This window comes from Streptomyces sp. NPDC004629, from assembly GCF_042873595.1.
Taxonomy (GTDB): domain Bacteria; phylum Actinomycetota; class Actinomycetes; order Streptomycetales; family Streptomycetaceae; genus Streptomyces.
This window is the reverse complement of record NZ_JBIALO010000030.1, coordinates 73,597-95,301: the sequence shown is the minus strand read 5'-3', so window position 1 is coordinate 95,301 and position 21,705 is coordinate 73,597. Positions and strand designations below refer to the sequence as shown.

18 protein-coding genes and 2 pseudogenes are annotated in these 21,705 nt (G+C 69.3%); 14 read left to right on the top strand and 6 right to left on the bottom strand.

The window, feature by feature from the left end; all coding sequences use genetic code 11:
* Nucleotides 1-108: 108 nt before the first annotated feature.
* Nucleotides 109-2,019, top strand: a complete 1,911-nt coding sequence (locus ACFYTE_RS33965) for an FUSC family protein (RefSeq protein WP_388718942.1) — start codon at nt 109-111, stop codon at nt 2,017-2,019.
* Nucleotides 1,976-2,905, top strand: a complete 930-nt coding sequence (locus ACFYTE_RS33960) for an aminoglycoside phosphotransferase family protein (protein WP_388718940.1) — start codon at nt 1,976-1,978, stop codon at nt 2,903-2,905. The genes ACFYTE_RS33965 and ACFYTE_RS33960 overlap by 44 nt, the downstream gene beginning before the upstream one ends.
* 66 nt (nt 2,906-2,971) lie before the next feature.
* Here ACFYTE_RS33960 and ACFYTE_RS33955 read toward each other — a convergent pair.
* From ACFYTE_RS33955 to ACFYTE_RS33945, 3 genes and pseudogenes are all read right to left on the bottom strand, one after another.
* A pseudogene (locus ACFYTE_RS33955) lies at nt 2,972-3,190 on the bottom strand (hypothetical protein); the annotation flags it as partial.
* A 124-nt stretch (nt 3,191-3,314) separates the two neighbouring features.
* Nucleotides 3,315-3,455: pseudogene (locus ACFYTE_RS33950) on the bottom strand (transposase family protein); the annotation flags it as partial.
* Nucleotides 3,456-3,526: 71 nt separating this feature from the next.
* Nucleotides 3,527-4,123: a TetR/AcrR family transcriptional regulator gene (locus ACFYTE_RS33945; protein ID WP_388718939.1), complete on the bottom strand. Its 597-nt coding sequence runs from the start codon at nt 4,121-4,123 to the stop codon at nt 3,527-3,529.
* 88 nt (nt 4,124-4,211) lie between these two features.
* Here ACFYTE_RS33945 and ACFYTE_RS33940 point away from each other — a divergent pair, with 88 nt between their 5' ends.
* A complete protein-coding gene (locus ACFYTE_RS33940; protein WP_388718937.1) occupies nt 4,212-4,943 on the top strand; it encodes an SDR family NAD(P)-dependent oxidoreductase in 732 nt (243 codons plus the stop codon).
* 167 nt (nt 4,944-5,110) lie between these two features.
* Here ACFYTE_RS33940 and ACFYTE_RS33935 read toward each other — a convergent pair whose 3' ends face one another.
* Nucleotides 5,111-5,743: a hypothetical protein gene (locus tag ACFYTE_RS33935; RefSeq protein ID WP_388718936.1), complete on the bottom strand. Its 633-nt coding sequence runs from the start codon at nt 5,741-5,743 to the stop codon at nt 5,111-5,113.
* Nucleotides 5,744-6,345: 602 nt separating this feature from the next.
* Between ACFYTE_RS33935 and ACFYTE_RS33930 the strand changes: the two genes are divergently transcribed.
* The 5 genes from ACFYTE_RS33930 (at nt 6,346) to ACFYTE_RS33910 (ending at nt 12,846) form a co-directional block, all read left to right on the top strand.
* A complete protein-coding gene (locus ACFYTE_RS33930) occupies nt 6,346-8,526 on the top strand; it encodes a hypothetical protein (protein ID WP_388718934.1) in 2,181 nt (726 codons plus the stop codon).
* On the top strand, nt 8,523-10,910 hold the full coding sequence (locus ACFYTE_RS33925; RefSeq protein WP_388718932.1) for a WD40 repeat domain-containing protein: 2,388 nt from the start codon (nt 8,523-8,525) through the stop codon (nt 10,908-10,910). Before ACFYTE_RS33930 ends, ACFYTE_RS33925 begins: the two co-directional genes overlap by 4 nt.
* Nucleotides 10,907-11,737, top strand: a complete 831-nt coding sequence (locus ACFYTE_RS33920) for a hypothetical protein (protein ID WP_388718930.1) — start codon at nt 10,907-10,909, stop codon at nt 11,735-11,737. Before ACFYTE_RS33925 ends, ACFYTE_RS33920 begins: the two co-directional genes overlap by 4 nt.
* A gap of 198 nt (nt 11,738-11,935) precedes the next feature.
* Nucleotides 11,936-12,139, top strand: a complete 204-nt coding sequence (locus tag ACFYTE_RS33915) for a transposase (RefSeq protein WP_388718928.1) — start codon at nt 11,936-11,938, stop codon at nt 12,137-12,139.
* 542 nt (nt 12,140-12,681) lie between these two features.
* The gene (locus ACFYTE_RS33910; protein ID WP_388718926.1) at nt 12,682-12,846 is read left to right on the top strand and encodes a hypothetical protein; all 165 of its coding nucleotides are present in this window, start codon (nt 12,682-12,684) and stop codon (nt 12,844-12,846) included.
* A gap of 23 nt (nt 12,847-12,869) precedes the next feature.
* Here the strand turns inward: ACFYTE_RS33910 and ACFYTE_RS33905 are convergent, their stop codons facing one another.
* Together ACFYTE_RS33905 and ACFYTE_RS33900 are read right to left on the bottom strand one after the other, a co-directional pair.
* Nucleotides 12,870-12,986, bottom strand: a complete 117-nt coding sequence (locus tag ACFYTE_RS33905; RefSeq protein ID WP_388718924.1) for a winged helix-turn-helix domain-containing protein — start codon at nt 12,984-12,986, stop codon at nt 12,870-12,872.
* Nucleotides 12,987-13,387: 401 nt separating this feature from the next.
* A complete protein-coding gene (locus ACFYTE_RS33900; RefSeq protein WP_388718922.1) occupies nt 13,388-14,296 on the bottom strand; it encodes a LysR family transcriptional regulator in 909 nt (302 codons plus the stop codon).
* Nucleotides 14,297-14,734: 438 nt separating this feature from the next.
* On the opposite strand from ACFYTE_RS33900, the gene ACFYTE_RS33895 reads away from it, so the two are divergent.
* The 6 genes from ACFYTE_RS33895 (at nt 14,735) to ACFYTE_RS33870 (ending at nt 21,696) form a co-directional block, all read left to right on the top strand.
* Entirely contained in the window at nt 14,735-15,517 is a 783-nt protein-coding gene (locus ACFYTE_RS33895) for a class I SAM-dependent methyltransferase (RefSeq protein ID WP_388718920.1), read from the top strand.
* Between the two features lie 129 nt (nt 15,518-15,646).
* Nucleotides 15,647-17,143 (top strand): class I adenylate-forming enzyme family protein, encoded by a 1,497-nt coding sequence (locus tag ACFYTE_RS33890; RefSeq protein WP_388718918.1) that lies wholly within the window; start codon nt 15,647-15,649, stop codon nt 17,141-17,143.
* Complete coding sequence (locus ACFYTE_RS33885; protein ID WP_388718916.1) at nt 17,136-17,951, top strand: alpha/beta fold hydrolase; 816 nt, start codon at nt 17,136-17,138, stop codon at nt 17,949-17,951. The genes ACFYTE_RS33890 and ACFYTE_RS33885 overlap by 8 nt, the downstream gene beginning before the upstream one ends.
* A 60-nt stretch (nt 17,952-18,011) precedes the next feature.
* Complete coding sequence (locus ACFYTE_RS33880) at nt 18,012-19,052, top strand: RimK family alpha-L-glutamate ligase (protein WP_388718914.1); 1,041 nt, start codon at nt 18,012-18,014, stop codon at nt 19,050-19,052.
* On the top strand, nt 19,049-20,263 hold the full coding sequence (locus tag ACFYTE_RS33875) for an AMP-binding protein (protein WP_388718912.1): 1,215 nt from the start codon (nt 19,049-19,051) through the stop codon (nt 20,261-20,263). The genes ACFYTE_RS33880 and ACFYTE_RS33875 overlap by 4 nt, the downstream gene beginning before the upstream one ends.
* The gene (locus tag ACFYTE_RS33870; RefSeq protein ID WP_388718910.1) at nt 20,260-21,696 is read left to right on the top strand and encodes a DHA2 family efflux MFS transporter permease subunit; all 1,437 of its coding nucleotides are present in this window, start codon (nt 20,260-20,262) and stop codon (nt 21,694-21,696) included. Before ACFYTE_RS33875 ends, ACFYTE_RS33870 begins: the two co-directional genes overlap by 4 nt.
* The last annotated feature ends 9 nt before the right edge of the window (nt 21,697-21,705 follow it).

The following is a 21,705-nucleotide window of genomic DNA, read 5'->3' as shown; positions in this document are numbered from 1 at the left end:
GACAGACTGCGCCGCCTCGTTCAGGGCGCCGCCGAGTGGTCCGGGCATCTCGTACGTTCTCGACCCGCTCCCGTCCCGTGGGGCCCCACCCTGCGTGCCGCACTCGGCATGGCTGTTGCCCTTGTCGCCGGCCTCTGCCTCGCGCAACCCCAGGTGACGATCCCCCTGGCCGTCGGCAGCCTGTACGCCTCGGCGAACGACACCGAACGCGGCTACGGGGACCGCGTGCGTCACATCGCCTGCCCCGTGCTCGGCGGAGCAATGGGGATTGCCGTCGGCTTCCAACTGCGCGTCGCCACGCCCTTCGTCGCGCTCGCCGTCACCGTCGCCGTGGCGCTGTGTGCCGGCATGATCAGCACCGTCGGACCCACGGCATCCGCGGCCGGACTGCAACTGCTTGTCATGGCTGCTCTGGGACAGGGACTCCCGGGCCGGACAGCCTCTTGGTGGCAGCCTGCGGTCCTTCTTCTGTGCGGGGCCGCTCCTGTGCTTCTGCTCGCCCTCGCACCCGCCGTACGCGGACTGCATGGGCCCGCCCGTCGTTCCCTGGCGCGCGCCTACGCCGCCCAGGCGCAACTCCTCGGCGCCATCGGCACCCCCGAGGCTGCTGCCGCGCGACGGGCAGCCACCGATGCGCTCAACGCGGTCGAGCAGGACCTGCCCCACGTCTGGCACTGTCGACGCGGGCAGGCTCACACCACAGGCGGCTGCCGACGCTGCCAGTTGCTGGGGCTGGCGGACGATCTACGGACTGCATCGGAGGCCGCCGCTGCTCTCACCGCAGGGGCGGAACCCGTCCCCGAACCCTTTCGCGCGGCCGCGTCCGATGTCGGGTGTCGCCTGCAGATCGGCAACGGTCCCCCTTGGCGACCGCGGCGTCGGAGAATCGAGCCGAAACCGCGTGACCTGTCGGGCGCCACCGGAGACAGCCCGCTCCTGGAACTGCTGGCCTCCGCGTACACCGCTGCTCAGCAACGCCTGCAGCCGCACGCGCAGCAAGGGTACGAAGGCCGAAGGCACATGCGCGGGGCGTCGGCGCACGCGCGAGTGTCCGCTTGCCACAGGCGAGCAGGTGTCGACGGCAGGCGTCTGCTCCGGCCGGGCATTCGCAAGAGCACCCCGTTCGGCGCGGACGGGTTCTGGCGCACAGCCCTGGATTACGGTCTGCGTGTCGCCCTGTGCGCCGGGCTCGCCGTGGCGGCGGCCGAACTGTTGCATCCTCACCGCGGCTACTGGCTGCTGCTGACAGTGGCCCTCGTGGTCAAGCCGGACGCGGGGTCGGTGCTCGTACGGGGCTTGCACCGAACGTTGGGGACCCTGGCCGGTGTTCTCCTGACCACCGTCCTCCTGTCCCTGGTGCACGACCGTATCGACCTGGCCGCCGCCGCGGTCGTCGCGACGGCCCTCGTACCGTTCTCCTCGGCACGCAGCTACGGCCAGCTCACCACAGTCGTGGCACCAGTGGTGTTCGTCCTGCTCAGCCTTTCTGGGGTGTCTGCGGCAACCCTCGTCGGCGAACGCGTCACTGACACTCTGGCAGGCGTCGCGATCTGTGTGACGGCCGGCCATATGCTCTGGCCGCTTTCCCGCCGCCACCACACCCGCGAGCCCGTCATCCGCGCCGTCCGCGCCCTTGCCTCGTACCTGGACCAGACTTCGTGCCCGCCCCCGTCCCAGGAACGGCACGTGCACCGACGCGTCGCGTACCGAGCCCTGGCCAAAGCGCGCCACAGCCTCGAACCGCTCCTCGCCGAGCCGATGCCGGCCCGCCACGATGCCGAGGAGCTACTGCGCGACATCCACTGCATGGAGCATCTTGCCGACGCCGCCACGGCCCGGGCCCTGCAGTCGTTCGGAGGCGGGGCGAAAGGCTGTGTGCATATGTATGGACGCGGCGACCCTTCCTCTCCTACGCAACCAAGTCCTCCTTGTATGACGCTCCGTCACCGCTTCAGCCCCAGTAGTGTGGCTTCGCATGACCGACTCCGAGATCGAGATCACCGCAGACCTGGTCCATGACCTGCTGCAGGAGCAGCATCCGGACCTTGCAGGGCTGGCCACCCGCGAAGTAGTGGGCGGGTGGGACAACCAGATGTGGCGCCTTGGGGACGACCTGGCCGTGCGCATGCCGCGTACAGAACAGGCCCCGGACCTCCAGCGCAACGAGCGCCGGTGGCTGCCCGTCCTGGCCCCGCGGCTGCCGCTCCCGGTCCCGAACCCTGTACGGATCGGTGAACCGTCCGCACGCTTCCCGAAGCCCTGGACCATCATGACGTGGGTTCCCGGCGAACCACTGGACTTCACCTCGGTCAGCCGCAGTAACCACGCGGCCGATGCCCTGGCGGGCTTCCTCAGAGCGCTCCACGTGGAGGCGCCCGCTGACGCGCCGATCAGTAAGGACCGCGGCGACCACCCCAAAAGGTGCACGGACGGCTTCGACCACTTCTTTCATGCCGTTGCACTCGACGGCATCGCCGATGAGGTCCGGGCCGTCTGGGATGACGCCGTCGCGGCCCCCGAGTGGGATGGCCCGCCGGTATGGGTGCACGGTGACCTGCATCCCGCCAACGTCGTCGTCTCGGACGGGACGCTCTCGGGCGTGATCGATTTCGGTGACATGTTCGCCGGCGATCCCGCGTGGGACCTCGCGGCCGCATGGGTGATCCTTCCCGTCGGCGGCGCCTCACGGTTCTTCGACGTGTACGCGCGTGCGGACGAGGCGACGATCCGGCGCGCCCGCGGGCTGGCTGCCCTGAAAAGCCTGTTCCTCATGCTGATGGGCCAGAACGGAGACCGGGGCCTTCCTGGCGGCAAGCCGACATGGGGACCCGCAGGCCGGGCAGCGCTTGATCGTGTCCTGAGAGGCCGTCTCCTTCCGACGTTTCAACCTGGGATGGGCGTTTGACCCTGTGGTGCGGAACTTCCCCGCACGGGTGGTGACTTCATGACAGCAGGCGACGGAGAGCACGTAGCCGACCTGGCGCTCCTCCAGCGCGGACCGCAGCTTGGGGTTGCCGCGCAGGTGCTGCATGTCGTCCGGGGTGGGCTCCCCGGCCCACTCGGCGATCGACCAGCAGTTCTTGCGCGGCAGGTCCGACAGCAGCCCCCGCACCAAGTCCCTCACCCGGCGCCGGGCACATCGGCCGGCGTTGCCGCCGCCGGCCTCGAAACCGACCCCGCCACCCTGCACCCCTCCGAACAGACTCCGGCCGCGCTGACAAGCAGCGCCACAGCCACTCCCACCAGGACCGCTCCCAAGCAAACCACCCCACCGGCCGAAGGCGCCTCGTAGTCTCGGGCGAGACACCGGTGCAGCGCCCGTCACCGACGTGGTCGCACTCGGCGAGGAGGCCGTCCAGCAGGTCGGTGACCGCTGTGGTGTGGGCGTGAGCAGTGGACTCGCTGATGCCGAACCCTGCGGCGATCTGCGCCGACATGACGTGCTCACACAGGTGCGCGCGCCACCACGCCTCGTCTGTCATGCACCCTCGGCCATCCCCCGGATCGGTGGCCAGAGTGAACAAGCTCAGTGAGCGGGGCGGGGCAGTACGGCAAGGGCTGTGGAGGCTATATCGGTCAGCGTCTCCTCGCTCGCTCCGGCCTTGCCCAGCGCTTCGATGCCGCGCAGTACGGCGAGCACCAGCGCGGCCAGCTTTCCCGGATCCGCGTCCGCGGCGATATCGCCATTGCGCTGACAGGCTGCGATGTCGCCCTCCAGTAGCGCCTGGAGCGCCTCGATGGCCGCGCGCGCCCGCTTGGCCACCGTCTCGTCGTGTTCGGCCAGTTCGGCGGCGCCCTTGGCCAGCAGGCATCCGCGGTGGGCGGTGTCTGCGGCAGTCGCCGCCGCCACCGCGTACACGTGGGCGGACAGCCGCGCGTAGGCGTCTGCGTCGTTGCCGCGCAGCTGCCGGCTCACTGCATCGACGACGGAGCCGCAGTAATCGTCGAACACGCGGTGGAACAGTTCCTGCTTTCCGCCGAACGCGCCGTACAGGCTCCCTTTGCCGAGCCCCGTTGCCTCGGCGATGTCGTCCATGCGCGTGGCGGCGTACCCACCCGACCAGAATCGCTCCCGGGCAGTGTCCAGTACCTGCTGCTCGTCGAACTTCCTGGGTCGTGCCATGGGGGCAGCTTACCCATTCTTGACTGGTTCGTCCATAACGGGTTAGCGTTATGGACGAACCGGTCGAGAACTGAGGGGTGGGCGCGGTATGACGGAAGTACTTGCAGGCAAGGTGGCGGTGGTCACCGGAGCCGGCAGCGGCATTGGGCTTGCCATCGCCAGGCGGTTCGCCGCGGAGGGGGCACGGGTGTTCCTGGCCGGTCGCCGTCAGGAGCCGCTCGACGCGGCCGTCGCCGAGATCGGGCCGGCGGCCACCGGTGTGAGGACGGACGTTTCGGTACAGACGGACCTCGATGACCTCTACTCGGTCGTACGCGAGGAGGCGGGCCGCATCGACGTGCTTGTCGCCAACGCCGGCAGCGCTGTCCCTCAGCGTCTCGGCGAGATCACAGAGGAAGCCATCGACGCCACCTTCGGTACGAACGTGAAGGGCACGATCTTCACCGTACAGAAGGCGCTGCCCCTGCTGTCGGACGGCGCCTCGATCGTAGTGACGGGATCGACCAACGCCCTCCGCCCCGGACCGGGCCTGGAAATCTACGGCGCATCGAAGGCAGCGGTGCGCAACCTGGTGCGCAGCTGGGCGCTCAGCGCGCAGGAACGGAAGTTCCGGGTGAACGTGCTGAGCCCCGGTCCGACCGAGACCCCGGGCCTGATCGGCGCCGTGGGCCCGGACCACCTGCTCGCCTCGGAGGTGCCGCTCGGCAGGATCGGCCGCCCGGATGAGATCGCCGCCGTGGCGACGTTCCTGGCCTCGGACGCTTCCAGCTTCGTCAACGGCGTCGACTGGTTCGTCGACGGAGGCCAGGCGCAGGTTTGACCGCGCCCCTCATACGGTGGGAATACCGGGCACCCTGGCTCACCGGACGGCCTTGCCCAGGGGGCCTGACTGCTTGCCTACGTCCCGTGTTGACCAGGCGGGAGGGTAGGCGGCAGCACCTTGTACCCGCCAACCCGCCCGTGGGCGGGGCGCTACGGCCCAAGCGGCTAGCCTGCGCCGAACTCCAGCCCGGTACCGGCTCGGGAAAGCGGGTAGTCATACCGTGGACGCTTGTCCCATCCGGTCGAAACGGTCGGGATGACTTCTCCTGCCGCAGTGGCGTACTGATCCCACAGGCTGGTTTCCGCGTCGGCGAGTTGAGAATACGGGTGGCCATTTTGCTCTCCAGTTGCATAGCGGCTCACCGCATCGGCGCCCACGGCAGTCTTGATGGTGGCTGCGCTCTGTGCGGTCCACGCCATGGCCACGATGTACGGATCTGGTAGCCCGGCCTGTGAACAAGCGGCCCTCATCTGTGCGACCCAGTCCGCCGTTGCAGTAATGAAGAAGTACACGAGTGGCCGTCCGCCGAGCACTCGCTGGTAGCTCGGGTCACTGAACTGCGCCACGAGGTGTGGAAGATTCGTGGCATAGCTGCCGGTGAAGTTGCCATCCAAGATGGCGCACCAGTTGACATCACTCCTGTGTTCACTGGAAAGGTACAACTCTCTGGCTCGTGCCAGCGGTTGCTGCGGATAATAAAGGAAAGCCCAGTAGTCGATTCCGGCCCTCTTGGCGTATTGGATCTCCTGATCCATGACGCCCTGGAGCGTCGCATCGCTATTGACCGACTCGGTCACCCGTACACTGACGTCGTCGATGTAGAGGTCGCAAGGGGAGCGTCCACGAAGACATCGACACATGGTGCAGCCTTTTCAGGGGGTTCCTTGGTGCCGGCGTCGCCTCGGGTGGCCAGGTCGACGGCGACGGACGAACCGCCGCCCAGGCTTGCGAGGGATCCCTTGCCTGCGTCCGTCTCCTTCCGCTGCCACTGCACGGTGACGGCACGTTCCTGCGCGGAGAACGTGTGAGCCATCGCCGCCGCTGACTCGGGGGAACTCCGCAGTTGCGCAGACTTGCCCGCCGCCGTAGTGAGATTCTCCGCCCACCCAGGCGTCCCATCGAATCGCCCCGACCAGGGTCCTGGTGGCATGCGGCCCTCGCCCGGCAGCTACAGCCGTGGTCGGCACGGAGAGGCCGAGCACGGCTCCACCCGACACTGCGGTCGCCACCCTGAAGATGTCCCGGCGACTCGGCTTGCCGGCACCGCAGTCGTCGTGGTCGGCGATGGAAGACGGCGATCACGATCACGGCGGTGGCCAGGTCGCGGCCGCGTGCCGGCTTCAGTGGATCAGCGGGCCGGGGGCGTTGGGCCTCCCATATCGCCTGCACGATCCGGGAGTTGATCGACGAGCGGGAGCTGCCGGTGTTCCTGCCGATTCCGCACTCGCCTCTGGGCTGTCGCGAGACGATGGTAGGCTCCCGCACGCTCAGTAGTCCGTTGATGGCGGGGGGTGCGCTGCGCTTGGGTGTGCGTCGAGCCTTGATCGTTGGTATCGCCGATTTCATCGCTGCGCCGGCTGCTTCTGCGGCAGAATCGGACTGGGTGGACGAGGAATACATCGGTCAGGTCCGTTGGCGGCCGATCCCCGGTGCTGATGATTGGGCTGCGCAGGTCTCGGCTGCGCTGGAAGACCTTGGCTATCGCGTGACGCTGTTGACCGGTGACGCGTCGCCGGGTTCGGGCGAGCTGGGCGCGGCTGTATGCGCCGTCATCCGCGAATGCGAAGCCGACGATGTGTTGATCGTCCACGTCATCACCCACGGTGACGAGTCACCGGAGACGGACACGGTCCACGCTGTGGGCGCTGACGGACAACGCCATGAGTTGTCCGATGTCGATGTCTGGCTGCGGTCGGTTGCCGGTGCCGCCGGTGACAGTCCACAGACCCTTTTCCTCCTCGATTTCTGCCGGTCCGGCGGTGCGGCGGCGCCCCGGTGGCTGAAACGCCCCTTTCGGGCGTCGAACCGGTGCTGGGTACTGGCCGCGTCGGCACCCGGCGAGGACGCTTTCAACTGTTCGTTCAGCCAGGCCGTGGTCACCGCACTGCGGGAGGTGGCAGCCGGTGACTTCGTGACGCACCCGTCAAGGCCCGCCGTCCCCTATCTCGCCGTGACCTCCCGCATCCGTGAGCTCATGGTCGGCGGCCGGCCGGATGTCCATGCCCGTCCGTTCCAAGATCCGACCGGCACGCCGATCGACACGATGGAGGCCGCGCGGCTACACCTGCCGTTCTTCACCAACCCGGACCACCGCCAAGCGGCCTTTGACGAAGCCCTGGTCGATGTCGCCGATCGTCTCGCCGAGTTCGTCCGCGAACTGGACCACCTGGTCGACGCCCGGCATTTTCGCGATCGTGCCGCAGGCCGGCGGGACGCAGGCCGGCGTCCCGGTGTGTTCCAGGGGCGGCGACGTGAACTCACCGAGCTGTCCGCGTGGATGAACGGCGCCGGAACCGCGTCACCGAGGATCGTGACGGGCAGTCCGGGCGTGGGGAAGTCCGCGGTGCTCGGCGTGCTCGTCTGCGCGGCTCATCCGGTGTTGCGCAGCCCAACCGAGGAAGTCTGGGGGCACCTGCCCGCCCCGTCGGCCAACCCGCACCTGGCCGCCGTGCATGCCCGGCAGGCGTCCGTCGACGCGGTCGTCGAGTCCATCGCCGCTCAACTGTCCTTCGGGGCCCGCTCGGTGCCGGACCTCCTGACTGCCGTTGTCCGCGCGGACAAACCCCCGGTGATCGTCATCGACGCGCTCGACGAAGCGCTGAACGCCGGTGACCTCTGTGCCCGACTGCTGGTGCCGTTGGCCTCCGCCCATCGACCGGATGGCGAGGGCGCGTGCCGGTTGCTGGTCGGGATGCGGCCCTGGCGGGAGTTCGGTGCGCTCCAGGCCGCGACCCGACAGGCCGGCGGATCCATCCTGGACCTCGACGAGACACCCGTTGACGAGATCCGGTCCGGCCTGCGGACCTATGTGGAACGTGTGCTGCCCGCCAGCGACTGGTACGGCTCCATCGACGGCCAGCGGTTCGTCACCCCGCTCGCCGAGCGGATCGCCGAGGTGCTGGCCCAGCCCAGCGGGCCCGGCGAGGAACGTTGGGGCGGCTACCTCATCGCGTCCCTGTTCACCGACTATCTGATCCGCACGTTTCCCCGCATCACCGAGCACGCGGCCGTGGACCGGCTGGCTTCGGTCATTCCCACGACGCTTCCCGCCGTTCTTGAGATGTCACTCCGCCAGCCGACCGGCGCTCCCTGGCTGCGGCCGGTGCTGGCGGCCGTGGCGCACGCCCGCGGCGAGGGTATGCCCCCGACCCTGATCCGCGCGCTCGCCCCGCTTTACGCCACCGGCATGGACCTGGGGCAGCCGTCCATGCGGGATGTTCGCAAAGCCCTTGGGGAAGGGCGGTTCTTCTTGCGTCAGTCCGCTGACATCGCAGGCAACAGCGTGTTCCGGCTGTTCCACGAGGGGCTTGCCGAGTACCTGCGAGCCCGGCCGGTCGACAGCGCGGTTTTGGCGACATGAGCCCCAGCGACACCGCCGTAGTCGTGGACGTCCTGCTCGGGCAGGTCCGTTGCGCCGCCGGCGGCGTGCGGGCCTGGTCGGACGCGGAGCCGTACCTGCTCCGCCACATCGTGCAACACGCGGTCGAGGACGACCGGCTCGACGAGTTGCTGACCGATCCCGAATTCCTGGTCTACGCCGATCCCGCCACGCTCATCCCCGAGCTGACGAGGGCGAAGTCGCGAACAGCAGTACTCCTGGCGACCGTCTACCGCGCGGCGATCAAGGATCTCGGGCCGACCGATGCCTCGACCCGGCGGCAGATCCTCGCTCTCAACAGCGCAAGGTTCGGCGCAGGCGCCATGGCGGAGCGGTTCAACAACCCGCCGGACGGACCACCCCCCGTCCTACGGCCGACCTTCTCCACCGGATCCGACCTCAAACCGGCGCTCCGCGTGGCGCTCCGCCACGACAACGACTTCCACGTCTACTCGCTGGCCACCGCCGTGGTCGACGGCAGGCAGGTGCTGCTCAGCACCGGTACCGACCAGAAGGGCGACAAGGCCGTCATCCGTGTGCGGGACATCCGCACCGGTGAACACGTCATGCCACCGATGACGGCCGGCGCCGGCGCCGGGGGCTCCGCGATCGCGGTCAGTGAGCTTGCCGGGAAGCCGGTCATGGTCACCCTGCACAGCGGACAGGTCTGGGTGTGGTCGCTGCACACCGGCGAGGTGCTGCTTCGCCACGTCACTCAGGCGGTGAACAGGCGACTCGCCTGCGCCACACTTGACGGACGTCCAGTCTTCGCAGTGGGCGAGGGTGACTCGGCCATTGTGGTCCGCGACCTGGAAACCGGACGACTGGTGCGCACACACACGCCCCGGCCCGCCTTTGTGTCCTCGCTCCAGGTCGGCGAACTCGGGGATCGCCCGGTCCTGGTGTGTGGCTATCACGACGGCGTCTGTCTGGTGCTCGATCTCCGCACGGGCGGGTTCATCGGGCCCGAGTTCGGTGGTCACCAGTCCGATGTGGTCGGCACCGTCGGGCGACTCGACGGACGGCCCGTCGTGGTCACGGCGAGCCAGGTACATCAGGTGGGTGGCACCCGTCATCCCGGCGTGATCATGGTCCGGGACCCGTTCACCGCCGAGTTGCGAGCAAGGCCGGTGGAACACCCTGAGGGGGTCCACGCCCTCGCCTGCACATCGATCGACGGCAAGGACTACGTCGTCGTCGGAGGCGGCTTCGGCGATGTCACCGTCCGGGACCTGCGCACCGGCGAGGCCGTACAGGAACCGATCCAGTTCGAACCGGCCACGGGATCGGCCAACGACATCCTCTGTACTCGGATAGACGACCGTCCCGTGGTCGTTGCCTGCGCCCACCAGGACACCGTCTGGGTGGCCGACCTCTGGCCGGCCGGCACCCGGATCGGCGATCCCGTTCCCGGGCACGAGATCGGCGTGGAGTCGATCGCCATCACCGAAACGGGCGGACGTCACCTGGTACTCAGCGGCGGTCATCTCGGTGACATCCACAAGCATGACGCCTATACCGGCCGTCCGTACGGACCGTCCATGGCGCACGGCCGGCTCCGGATCACCTCGTTCGCGTTCACCCGGCTCAACGGCAGGGACATCGCGATCACCGGCAGCCCACGCGAATCGATCGGGCTGCACGACCTGGCGACCGGACGCTTTCTGGGCTCGCTGCGTGGCGGTGGCGAAGCCGACAGGGCATGGGCGTATTCCGTGTCCTGCCTTCCGTCGCAGGACCGGCAGATCATCATCAGCACTCATTGGGAGAACCAGGCTCGCGTGTGGGATCTTTGGACTTGCCGTCTGCTCCGCGAATTCAGCTTCGAAGGATCCGTTTCCGGGGCGTCACCCTGTGCCCTGACGGTGGACGGCCGCCCCATCCTCGCCACCGTCGTCACCGATGACGACCGGGAAACCAGGAGGATCGTGTTGCATGACATCGCGACCGGAAGCCCTACCGGCCAGGTGCTCACCGGCTACGACGGCTGGTCGAGCGCGAACTACCTGGCGACGCTCGACCACGCCGACACTCCCGTCGTGGTCTGCGCGGGAAACGGGGGCAACCTCCGCGCCTGGGACGCACGGACCGGGAAGCATGTCATGTCACCACAGCATGCGCAGGGGTTCGTTTCCGCGCTGGCCGCCGGGGTCGTGGACGGCCGTCCGATCGTCGTCACAGGCACACAGGACGGTGTGCTGCGCGTCTACGACCTCGCCGGCGGAACGGTCCTCGGCCAGACACTCCTGCCCGGCGGATGGATCAAATGTCTCGCGGTGCATCCACGCGGACTGCTGGCTGTCGGCTACCGCCGCGAGGTTGCCGCCTTCGATCTCTCACGCCTGACCTGGGTCGGTTCCCGATGACCAGAATCACGGGGGTCCACGGCGTGGGCAACCATATTCCCGGGCTGCGCTCCGCCGAGGCCGCCGACAAACTCGCTCACGCCTGGGGCACTTCGCTGGCCCATGGTCTCGGGACACGCACGACGGCAATGGATCTGCGGATCGCGTACTACGCCCACCATCTGCACTCCAACGGGCGGCAGGGCACCGAAACGGACATCGGCGGCCTGTCACCGATGGAACTGGAGATCCTGGCCGCCCTCGTCGCTGAGGTCGACAGCACCGCCGTACGGCAGGGGCGTCTCACACTGCCGGTCCGGCAGGCGGTCGCTTGGCTGGCCCGGCGAGGCGGGATATCCGAGAAGGCCATGTCCGCGTTCGTCGCCGTGTTCTGCCGTGAGGTGCACACCTACCTCGGCCAGCCGACATCGCCGGAGCGACAGGCCGCACGCGCCGAGGTCGCCAACGCGATAGCCGAACACCGGCCGCAGATAGTCATCGCTCACTCGCTCGGTTCGGTCGTCGCCTACGAAGCGCTCTGGTCGCAACCGGCGCTCCAGGTCGACTTGCTGCTCACCCTCGGCTCGCCACTGGGCATACCGTCAGTGGTGTTCGAACGGCTCATGCCCGCCCCGGTAGGCGCCCGTGGCAGCCGCCCGCCCGGCGTCACGCGCTGGATCAACTTCGCGGACGCGGGTGACATCGTCGCCATCCCCCGATGGCTCAGCACACGATTCGACGGAATCGACCACGATACCGAAGCCAACATTCATATGATCGACTTCCATCGGGTGGCATCCTATCTGCGCCACCCGGCCACTGCTGCCGCGCTGACCGCGTATCTCTGAGATCGGCCGGCAGCAACAGCAACTCACACTGCCACCGGCTCCATAGACGTCCCGGGCTTGCTGGCTTCGGCAGTGGCATGATGCCGCCGCCATGGCCCTCCGGCGGTGCGACGGACCTTGCCGCCGGGGCCAAGGGCACGGGGGTGATGAAGACACCCCCTTCCCGAAGAAGAGCGAGCCCGAGCTGGTGCCGCGGAGGTGGTTCGCTGCCGCAACGACTTCACATACGCCCTCGCGCTGGAGTTCGACGATCCTGGCTTCCATCACAGCGTGCTGTCCGAGTTCCGAGAGCGTCTCACCGAGGGCGGACATGCCGGCCGGCTCTGCGATGCGCTCGCAACGTGGGCTTTCCCCCGGCGCGAACTCCGCGGCCTGCAAGTCCGCGTCCGCGCCGAGCAGTAGACGCCCGAGTGGCAGCCCCCGCCATGCGGTCCGCTTCGGAGTGGAGGGCGCCATGTCGTCCGGGCTGGGCCGCGCGGTCCGCAGTCATTGGTCGCCGATGGCCAGCGAATGAGGAGGGCGCGAGGCGCGATAGAGGCACTACGTCAGCGAGCCGGAATGCGGCGGCGACCGCCACGACGGTGGTGGCGCCGGCCGAGTCGGTGCCGGAATGCACGTTGGCCAGCGGTTTCGCTCAGCCCCGACTCCGAAGTTGAGCGCGTACTAGGGCCATTAGCTGGAGATCGGCGGCAACACGCGCCCGCGCTGCCGGTCTTGCCAGCGGTCAAGACCGGCAGGTGGGGTTCCGGCGAATCGGCCGCCAAGGTTCCGCTCCGCCGAACAGCGATGGCGACGGGCGTCGCCGAGGGCGCCCGGCCCACTCTGCATCGATTGGAGAGTTCTGGAAGTGCAACTACTTCCTGGCAAAATGAGCCGCTTGCGCCTTGATATGACAGGCCGTCGGCTGGTGTTGTGCTTGGATCCCGTGGATGGTGGGGTGTGGCATGGGGGAGCGCAGACCGTGGGAAGTCGAGGACGGGCTGGGGGAGCGGGTCGCTCCGCTGCCGCCGATGATCGAGTGGCGCACTCGGTACCCGGGGCGCACACAGCTGGATGACCGGCGGGTGCTCAACAGGATCCTGTGCGTGCTGTACACCGCGATCCCCTAGGAGTTCCTGCCCCAGGAGCTGGGCTACGGCTCGGGGAGCACCTGGCCGATGCGGTGCAGCAGCAGATCCAGCCCGGTCAGGGTGTACATGATGCCGAACCGGCGGTGCACGACCTCGGCGATCCTGGCGAAGCCCAGCACTGGTCGCTCCAGCCGGCGGCGGCCGGGCCGGCATCCAGCACCGCCTCCAGCACCCACAGTTGACCGGCATCCGGCTTGCAGCGGGCACCACCGGGGCCCTTGGAGACCAGGGCCTGCCGACCGCCCGCGGCCAGCGCCCACCGCCGGCGGTTCGCCGACATCCGGGTCACCCCGAACTGCCGGGCGACCTCCCGGTCACCGGCCCCGGCCCCGGCCTCCATCAGATCGGCGGCCGCCAACCGGACCCGCTCACGCCGAATGCGCTCCTCAGCTGTCAGCCCTCCGCCATCGGGATACCTCATCCCTCCGGCATAGCGCAGATCTCCCGGCCGACTCAGCGGATCCGGTGGAACGGTGTTCGGGTGACAGCCCGGCCGGGAGCCCGGGCCGCACCGGACGTCTCACGGTGCCGCCAACAACGGTGGGCAGACTGGGACGGGCGCGGGTTCGGTGCTGAGGTAAGGGCGCAGCACGTGCCGGGCGGCGAAGAAGGCCGCCTCCACCAGCGGTGCGCTCGCGGTCGGTGCGAGGGTGAGGGACACCGGCAGAGGGCCGGGGGTGGGCAGTGGTGGCAGCGCCTCGGGGAGCAGCCGAGGCAGGGTCCTCGTATCGGGACTGTGGGCGGGCAGACAGGTCAGGCCCAGCCCGGCGGCGACCGCGGCCCGAAGACCGGGGACATCGGGGCCCTCATAGGCGAGGTGCCAGGGCTGGTCCTGGGCGGTGAGGACGGCAAGGACCTGCCGGCGCAGGCTGCACGGCTCACCACAAAGCGCGATCGGTACGGAACCGGACGCGGGTGACGGGGTGCTGCCGTACCAGGCGAGAGACACCGAGCCGACTGACCGGGATCCGGGTTCATGAGGGTGGCGCAGGACTAGGGCGATGTCGAGTTCGCCGGCCGTCACGCGGGCCGCCAGCGGTTCGCTCAGGTCGGTGTGGACGGTCGGTCGAGTCCACGGCATCAGGTTCATCATGACGGCGAGGAATTCCGGCAGGGCTTCTTCGAGGAACGGGGAGACGCCGATGCCGACGCCGATCGGGCGCTCGGCGGTGATCCGGGCAGTGGCCTCGTCGTTGAGGGCGATGAGGCGGCAGGCGTAGTGGTACAGCTCCCGCCCCCCGGATGTGAGTTCCAGACGGCGACCGGTACTGGCGAACACGGGGCCGCCCAATAGCGACTCAAGGCGCCGTATGTGCTGGCTGACGGCGGGCTGGGTGAGGGACAGGGCCTGCGCCGCCCGCCGGAAGCCGCCCGTGCGCATGATGGTGACCAGCGTGCGGAGCTGACCCACGTCCAGGTTGCGATGCACCGGTTCCCCCTTCTTTTCCAACCGGTCTTCGCCCTCACGGGAATTCTTTTGCCGAGTTTTTATTTACCTGCCGGCAGTCGACCGCTTTCGGACTAATGCAGACTACAGGCGGTGGCGGCGCCAAGGGCTTGAATGCGCCGCGACGCCCCGTGCGGAGTTATACGAGACTGACCGAAAAGCTACCACCAGGGAGACGGTGCAGGCTCGGTCAGGCGGCGGCGAGGCCCCGTCCTCTCGACTCGCGTTCGGACGCCCAGATACAGGAATGAAGGCTTCCATGCCAGGCGTGAAAACTCTTGCTGATCAGGGCGATAATAAATCGAAGTTTGCCCGGCTCTGTGATCGAAGTTAGTCTCATGGCAGTGGGCGGGATCGATTCAATGCGCGCCCAACAATGACTCCTCCCGGGAGCCGCTGGAGCAGCGCACCTTTTTACAGATGCTCGCGATATCGCGCTGTTCTGCCCGCCGTCGTCTCGTCATCAGACAGAAAACCGAACATCTTCAGAGAGAAATCACCATCATGTCGCAAACTGCAGCAGCCGGTAATTCCTCGCGCACCGAGCTGTGGAATCCGGAAACCTATGATGCCCTGCGTCGGCAGCTCATCCCCTCCTTCGACCTCCTCTATGACAGCGCGGTCAGCGCGGTGGCCATGTCGGCGGGGGCAGCGCCGCGCGTCCTGGATCTGGGCGCGGGCACCGGACTGCTCAGCGCCGCGCTGCGTGACCGTCTCCCCAAGGCCGACCTGGTACTCCAGGACCGCTCGGAGCCGATGCTCGCCCAGGCGCGGCAGCGCTTCGCCGCGGACGACCAGGTGTCGGTGCGCGTCGCCGACCACCTCGACGAGCTGCCCGCCGGCCCATTCGACGCCGTAGTGTCCGCGCTCTCCATCCACCACCTGACGCATGAGGAAAAGCGGGATTTGTTCGTCCGAATACGGACGATCCTTCGGCCCGGCGGGATTTTCGTCAATGTCGAGCAGGTCCTGGCGCCGACGGACGTGCTCGAAAAGATGTACGACGAGCAGCATGAGGCCCATGTGCACGCCTCCGGAACTCCGGCCGAGGAATGGGCCGCCGGCCGGGAGCGCATGAAGCACGACGTCCCCATCGACGTCGACGCCCAGCTCGGGTGGCTGCGCGAGGCAGGTTTCAGCGCCGTCGACTGCCTCGCCAAGGATTGGCGTTTCGCCACGTACGCGGGCTGGAACGAGGCGTGACGCCGCACGCAAGGGCCACCGCACGAAGCAGGACACCCCGCACGAGGCGAAAAACGTACACGCACCGTCCCGTTCCGCACCGGCACCACCCGCCCGAGCCGGCGGTCGACACACGCATCGAGGTGAACCGTGCTCTACCAGGCCCTGCATGACATCGCGGTACGCCGGCCCGACGCCCGGGCCGTCACCACCACCGACGGCACATCCCTCAGCTACACGGAACTGGTCGAGCTGGTCGACCGCACGGCTGCCGGTCTGCGCGGTCACGGGATCGGCGCCGGTGCCGTCGTGGCGTGCTCCTTGCACAACAGCATCGGCTACCTCGCGCTCATCCTGGCCGTCGCCCGGACCGGCGCCCGGTACGTGCCCCTGATGAGCAACTTCGACGCGGCCGACACCGCGACGGCGCTGCGCCTGACCGAACCCCGCCTGATCGTCGCCGACCACGACCGGGCGTTCCCCGACGGCTCCCCGCCCGTGGCCGCGCTCGATGACCTCACCTGTGCCGCGCCCGCTCCGCGTGCGCCCGGTGAGCAGCACAGCGGGATCTTCCGCGCCCTGTGGACGTCCGGATCGACGGGCTTTCCCAAGCAGATGGTGTGGCGGCAGGACCGGTTCCTGCGCGAGCGCCGGCGCTGGCTGGCGGACACCCAGATCACCGCCGCCGACGTGTTCTTCTGCCGCCACACCCTCGACGTGGCACACGCAACCGACCTGCACGTCTTCGCCGCCCTGCTGTCCGGCGCCGAACTGGTGCTCGCGGACCCGCACGCGGGGCCCGACGTCCTGCTGCGGCAGATCGAGGAACACGGCGCGACCGCGATGAGCGCGCTGCCCCGCCACTACGAGGAGTATGCGCGGGCTGCGGCCGACGGCCCGGCACCCGATCTGTCGCGGCTGCGCCGGCCGCTGTGCGGCGGCGCCTATCTCAGCGCGGCCCAGATGAGCGACGCCGCCGAGGTGCTGGGCATCCACATCCGGCAGATCTACGGCTCGACCGAGTTCGGCCTGGCTCTCGGCAACATGGCCGACGTGCTCCAGGCGGGCCTGGGGATGTTCCCCGTCGAAGGAGTGGACACCCGGCTCGAACCCCTGTCGCCGGACCGGCCCGACCTGGGCGAGCTGGTGCTGTCGTCGGACTGTACGAGCGAGGGCTACGTCGGCAGCGACGAGGCGAACGCCCGCACCTTCCGCGGCGACGAGTTCTGGACCGGCGACGTGGCGCAGCGGCAGGCGGACGGATCACTGCGCATCCTGGGCCGGGTCACCGAGATCCTGGCGGCCGCTGACGGCCCGCTGTCCGCGCCGGCCCTCGACGAGGAGATCGCCGCACAGTGCCCGGTCCTGGAGTCGGTGGCGCTGCCCGCGCGCCCCGGCGCATACGGCAACGAGGTCCTGCTCGCGGTGCGTCCCGATCCCGCCCGGTCCGGGAACGAGGTCCGCAAGTCCGTCGAGGCCGTGCTGCGCGCCCACGGTCTGGCGGGCACCGTACGGCTGACCGACGACATCCCGCACACGCCGGTCGGCAAGCCGGACAAACCGCTGCTGCGCAAGCGCTGGGAGGCCGAGGCCGCCCCCGGCGAGAACACCGCCGACGGCAGCGGCACGGAGGAGTCGCATGCCTGAACTGTCGCTGGACGACGGCCAGTCGGTCCACTTCGAGGACACCGGCGACGGTCCGCCGCTCCTCCTCGTCCACGGCCTCGGGGCGCCCTCGGCCTTCTTCGCGCGCAGCGTCGCCGAACTGGCCCATGATCACCGCGTCATCACCGTGGACCTGCGCGGCCACGGCGCCACGCCGGAGGGCGCCGAGCCGGTCACCGTGGACCGCTGCGCGGCGGATCTGCAGGCTCTGGCCGAGAAACTGGACGTACGGGGGCTGACGCTGCTCGGCTGGTCCCTCGGCGCCACCGTCGCCTACCGCTACCTGGACCGGTACGGCACCGACCGGGTCACCGGCCTGATCTCCGTCGAGCAGACCCCCTACCTGCCTTCCGAGAACGGCTGGGAGCACGCGGCCTTCGGCGGGCTGGATGCTGCCGGAGTGGCGGAGGTCGACCGGCTGCTCAGCGCGTCGGACCGCGCCACCACCGAGGGCCTTGTCCGCAGCTTCTTCGCCCAAGGGGCCACTCCCGCCGAAGAGTTGGTCGACGAGCTGACCTCTGCCGCGACAGACTGCCGCAGCGGCGCCAAGCGGCAGTTGTGGCAGGACGCGCTGCGCCAGGACTGGCGCGGGCGCCTGCCGTCGCTCGGGGTGCCGGTGCTGTTCCTGCACGGCGCCCTGAGCCAGATCTACCCCAGCGCCGTCGGGACCTGGCTGGCCGACGCCGTCCCCGGAGCCCGCCTGCAGCTCTTCGAACGCAGCGGACACCTCCCGTTCCTTGAGGAACCCGAGCGTTTCCACCGCGCGATCCGCGCATGGACGGCCCGATGACGAGGGCGAACGGACGGAAGCGAACCGAACGGCACCCGAACTCACGGAACTGGAGCGTCGATGACCACCGCACCCGCTGAGCAGGCCGCCGGCCGTCGGCTGTGCTGGATCTACCCGGACCGCGGCACCGAGCGGATGCGCACCAAGGAGTGGACGCACGTCTGGGGCATCTACAAGGAGGTGGCCCGGGAACACGGCTGGGCGATGTCCCTGCACAAGCCGGAAGAGGTGTCCGTGGACACCACGGGCACGGGCGCGCCCCGCGTCTTCCTGGACGGTGCCGAAGTCACCCCGCGGGACACGGTGTTCGTGACCTCGCTGTGGTCCCTGGCACACCACACCACGGACGTCTGCAACCAGCTCTACCTCTACACCATCCTCGAAGCGGCGGGCTTCTTCCTGCCCATCCCGCCCCGGCTGTCGTTCCTCGCCAACGACAAGACCGCCACCATGCTGCACCTCGCGGACAGCCCGCTGCCCCACGTGCCGACCGTACGGATCGGGGCCGGCCGGGACTCGCCGGCCCTGACCTACGAGGCGGCCCTGGACGGCCTGAGCTATCCGCTCATCGTCAAACCCGCCTACTGGGGCATGGGCCAGGGCGTGTGCCTGGTGCACAGCGCCGAGGAACTCAAGGGCGTGGTCGGCCTGGCCGCCGGCGCGGAGACCGTTCTGGTCTGCCAGCCGTACCTCGGCGAGGGCATCAACGACTTCCGGGTCTACGTCATCGACGGCAAGCCCCACACGGTGCTGCGCCGCATCCCGCAGGGCACCTCCCTGACCGCCAACCTCTCCTCGGGCGGCGGGATGGAGCACGTGCCGCTGCCGCCCGAACTCGCCGACACCGTCGACTACGTCGCCTCCCGCATGCCCATGCCGTACATCGCCGTCGACTTCCTGCACGACGGGGAGCGGTTCTGGCTGTCGGAGGTGGAGCCCGACGGCGCCGTCGGCTTCCCCGGCTCGCCGCAGGCGGCGCGCGAGCAGCGGCAGATCATCGCGGCACGCTTCGACGCCTACCGCGCCGCGCACCGGGAGTTCCTGCGCGGCGGCCCACACACCAGCGACCGTCCGGACCAGGGGGAGAAGAGCGCACGATGATCGGGCACATACCGACCGACGACCTGCTGGCGCACGCCGGGAAGCTGGCCGACGCCGGCGGCCCACCCGTATCGGACACCGCCCGGGAGGTGTCCGACCTCACCGTCAGCGGGCCCGCCGAGATCTACGCCCAGACCCGCCTGGCCGCCCAGAACGCCGGCAGCGTCCTGATGTCCAGCGGCGGCACCACGGGCACCCCCAAGCTGACCCATGTGCCGCACGGCATGGCCCTGGAGCGGCTGCTGGCCTTCTGGCGGCCCCTGCAACCGGGCGACACGCTGCTCAACCTCTTCAACGCGGGCCGGATGTGGGGCTCCCACTACTACATGCAGACCCTCGCCGAGAAGTGCCGCTGCACGGTCGTACCCTCCGGCCCCTACGAGCCCGACGAGGTCGGCCGCTGGCTGGCCATGTTCGGCGAGGTCGGTGTCAACGCCCTGGCGGGCACCCCCACCGGGCTCGCCGACTTCGCGCGCGGCGTCCTCGACACCGGGGAAAGTCTTCCCGTGCGCACCATCATCTGGATGGCCGAGCCCTGGACCGGCAACAAACGCGACCTGATCCGCCGGGCCTTCCCCGGCGCCGGACTGTGGGGCAACTACGGCTCGGTGGAGACCTGGGTGATGGCCGCGAACCAGCCCGGCTGTGACGAGACGGTCCTGCATCTGCTGCCCGACCAACTGATGGAACCCGACGAGGACGGCGCCCTGCTGAGCCGGGTCGGCGACGGCTGGACCATCCCCGTCGTGCGCTACCGCCTCGGCGACCGGGTGGCGCCTGCCGACTGCCGCTGCGGGCGCCCCGACGGGCTGACGGTGCTCGGCCGGGCCGACGACGCGCTCACCCTGCGCAGCGCGCTGTTCAAGGTGAGCGAGCTGATCGACGTCGTACGCCGAGAACCGGGCGTGGTGGAGGCGCAGTTACGACTCACCCGCGCCACCGACTCGGCGCGTGCGGCCGGCGCGCTGACCCTGGACTTCACCGGCACCGCCGACCCCGATGCCGTCTGCGACCGGCTGACCGGCGAGTTCTACCATCTGGCCGCGGTGGCCCGGCAGTACCCCGGCGCGCTGCGGGCCCGTCAAGTGAGCCGGCTGGCCCGGATCGAGCGGACCAACAAGGTCCCGGCGATGCTGTGGCAGGAGAGCGACGAACAGCACGACGGCACGGAAAACGCCGGCGCGTACAGCAGGAGCGGGAACCCCGCATGAGCACCGTACGCGGTAACCCCTGGGCGATCCTGGTCGTCCTGTCCCTCGGCTTCTTCATGACACTGCTGGACCTGACGATCGTCAACATCGCCATCCCCAGCATGATCCACAGCCTGCACGCCTCCTTCGACGAGGTGCTGTGGTCGATGAACGGCTACATCCTGGTGCTCGCCGCGCTGCTGATCACGGCGGGCCGGCTGGGCGATCTGCGCGGCCCGCGCCAGCTCTTCGCCGTCGGCGTGGCGCTGTTCACACTCGCGAGCCTGGCCTGTGCCCTGGTGGACAGCCCCGGTCAGCTCATCGCCGCCCGCCTGGTGCAGGGCCTGGGCGCGGCGCTGCTCATCCCGCAGACCATGACCCTGATCGTGGGCGCCTTCCCGGCCGAGCGGCGCGGTGCGGCGCTCGGTGTGTGGGGCGCGGTGGCGGGCGTCGCCGCCGTGGCCGGCCCGGCGCTGGGCGGCCTGCTGGTCAGCGGCCCCGGCTGGCGCTGGATCTTCTTCGTCAACGTCCCCGTCGGCGTGCTCGTGCTGGCCGTCCTCTTCCTCGTCGTCCCCGACATCCGCCAGGGCAGCACACACCGGCTCGACCTCACCGGTGTCCTGGTGTCGGCGGCCGCCGTGTTCTGCCTGACCTTCGCCCTGACGGAGGGCCGGCGATACCACTGGAACGGCGTCATCTGGGCCCTGCTCGGCGCCGCCGTCATCCTCTTCGCGGCCTTCATCGCACAGCAGCAGCGCCGCCAGGGCCGCGAGCCCCTGGTGCCGTTCGCGCTGTTCCGCAACCGGAACTACACAGCGATGAACGTCGTCTCCGCCACGATCTCGGTCGGCGTGCTCGGCCTGATGCTGCTGCTCTCCCTCTACTTCCAGAACGTGCTGCACTTCAGCGCCCTCACGGCAGGTCTCGCGCTCGCCCCCGCCTCCGTGGTGTCCATGGCCCTCGCACCGTTCGCCGGGCGGCTCACCGACAAGGTCGACGGCAAGTACGTACTGCTCACCGGCATGCTGCTGACCGGCGTCGGCATGCTGTGGAACGCGCTGGTGATGGGCCCGCACACGGCGTGGGCCGCGTTCGTCGCCCCGATGGTCGTGGTCGGCATGGGCAACGGCTGCCTGATCGCCCCCATGGCGGCCGTGGCGATGCGGGGCGTCGAACCGGCGGTCGCCGGCGCGGCCTCCGGCGTCCTCAACACCGTACGGCAGCTGGGCTCGGTGGTCGGCAGCTCCGCGGTCGGCGCGCTGGTGCAGACCGGGACCGGGGGAGGGGGAGACGACATCTTGGTGATGCGTACGTCGATGGCGCTGCCTATCGGGGTCATCGTGCTCGGCGCCGTCGCCTGCGCGACGGTCCGAAGCGAGGAGGCCGCCCCCGCTCGACCGGCCGCGCCTCCCGCCACCGAGACCGCGACATCCGCAAGGAGCACCCAGTCGTGAAACCACCCC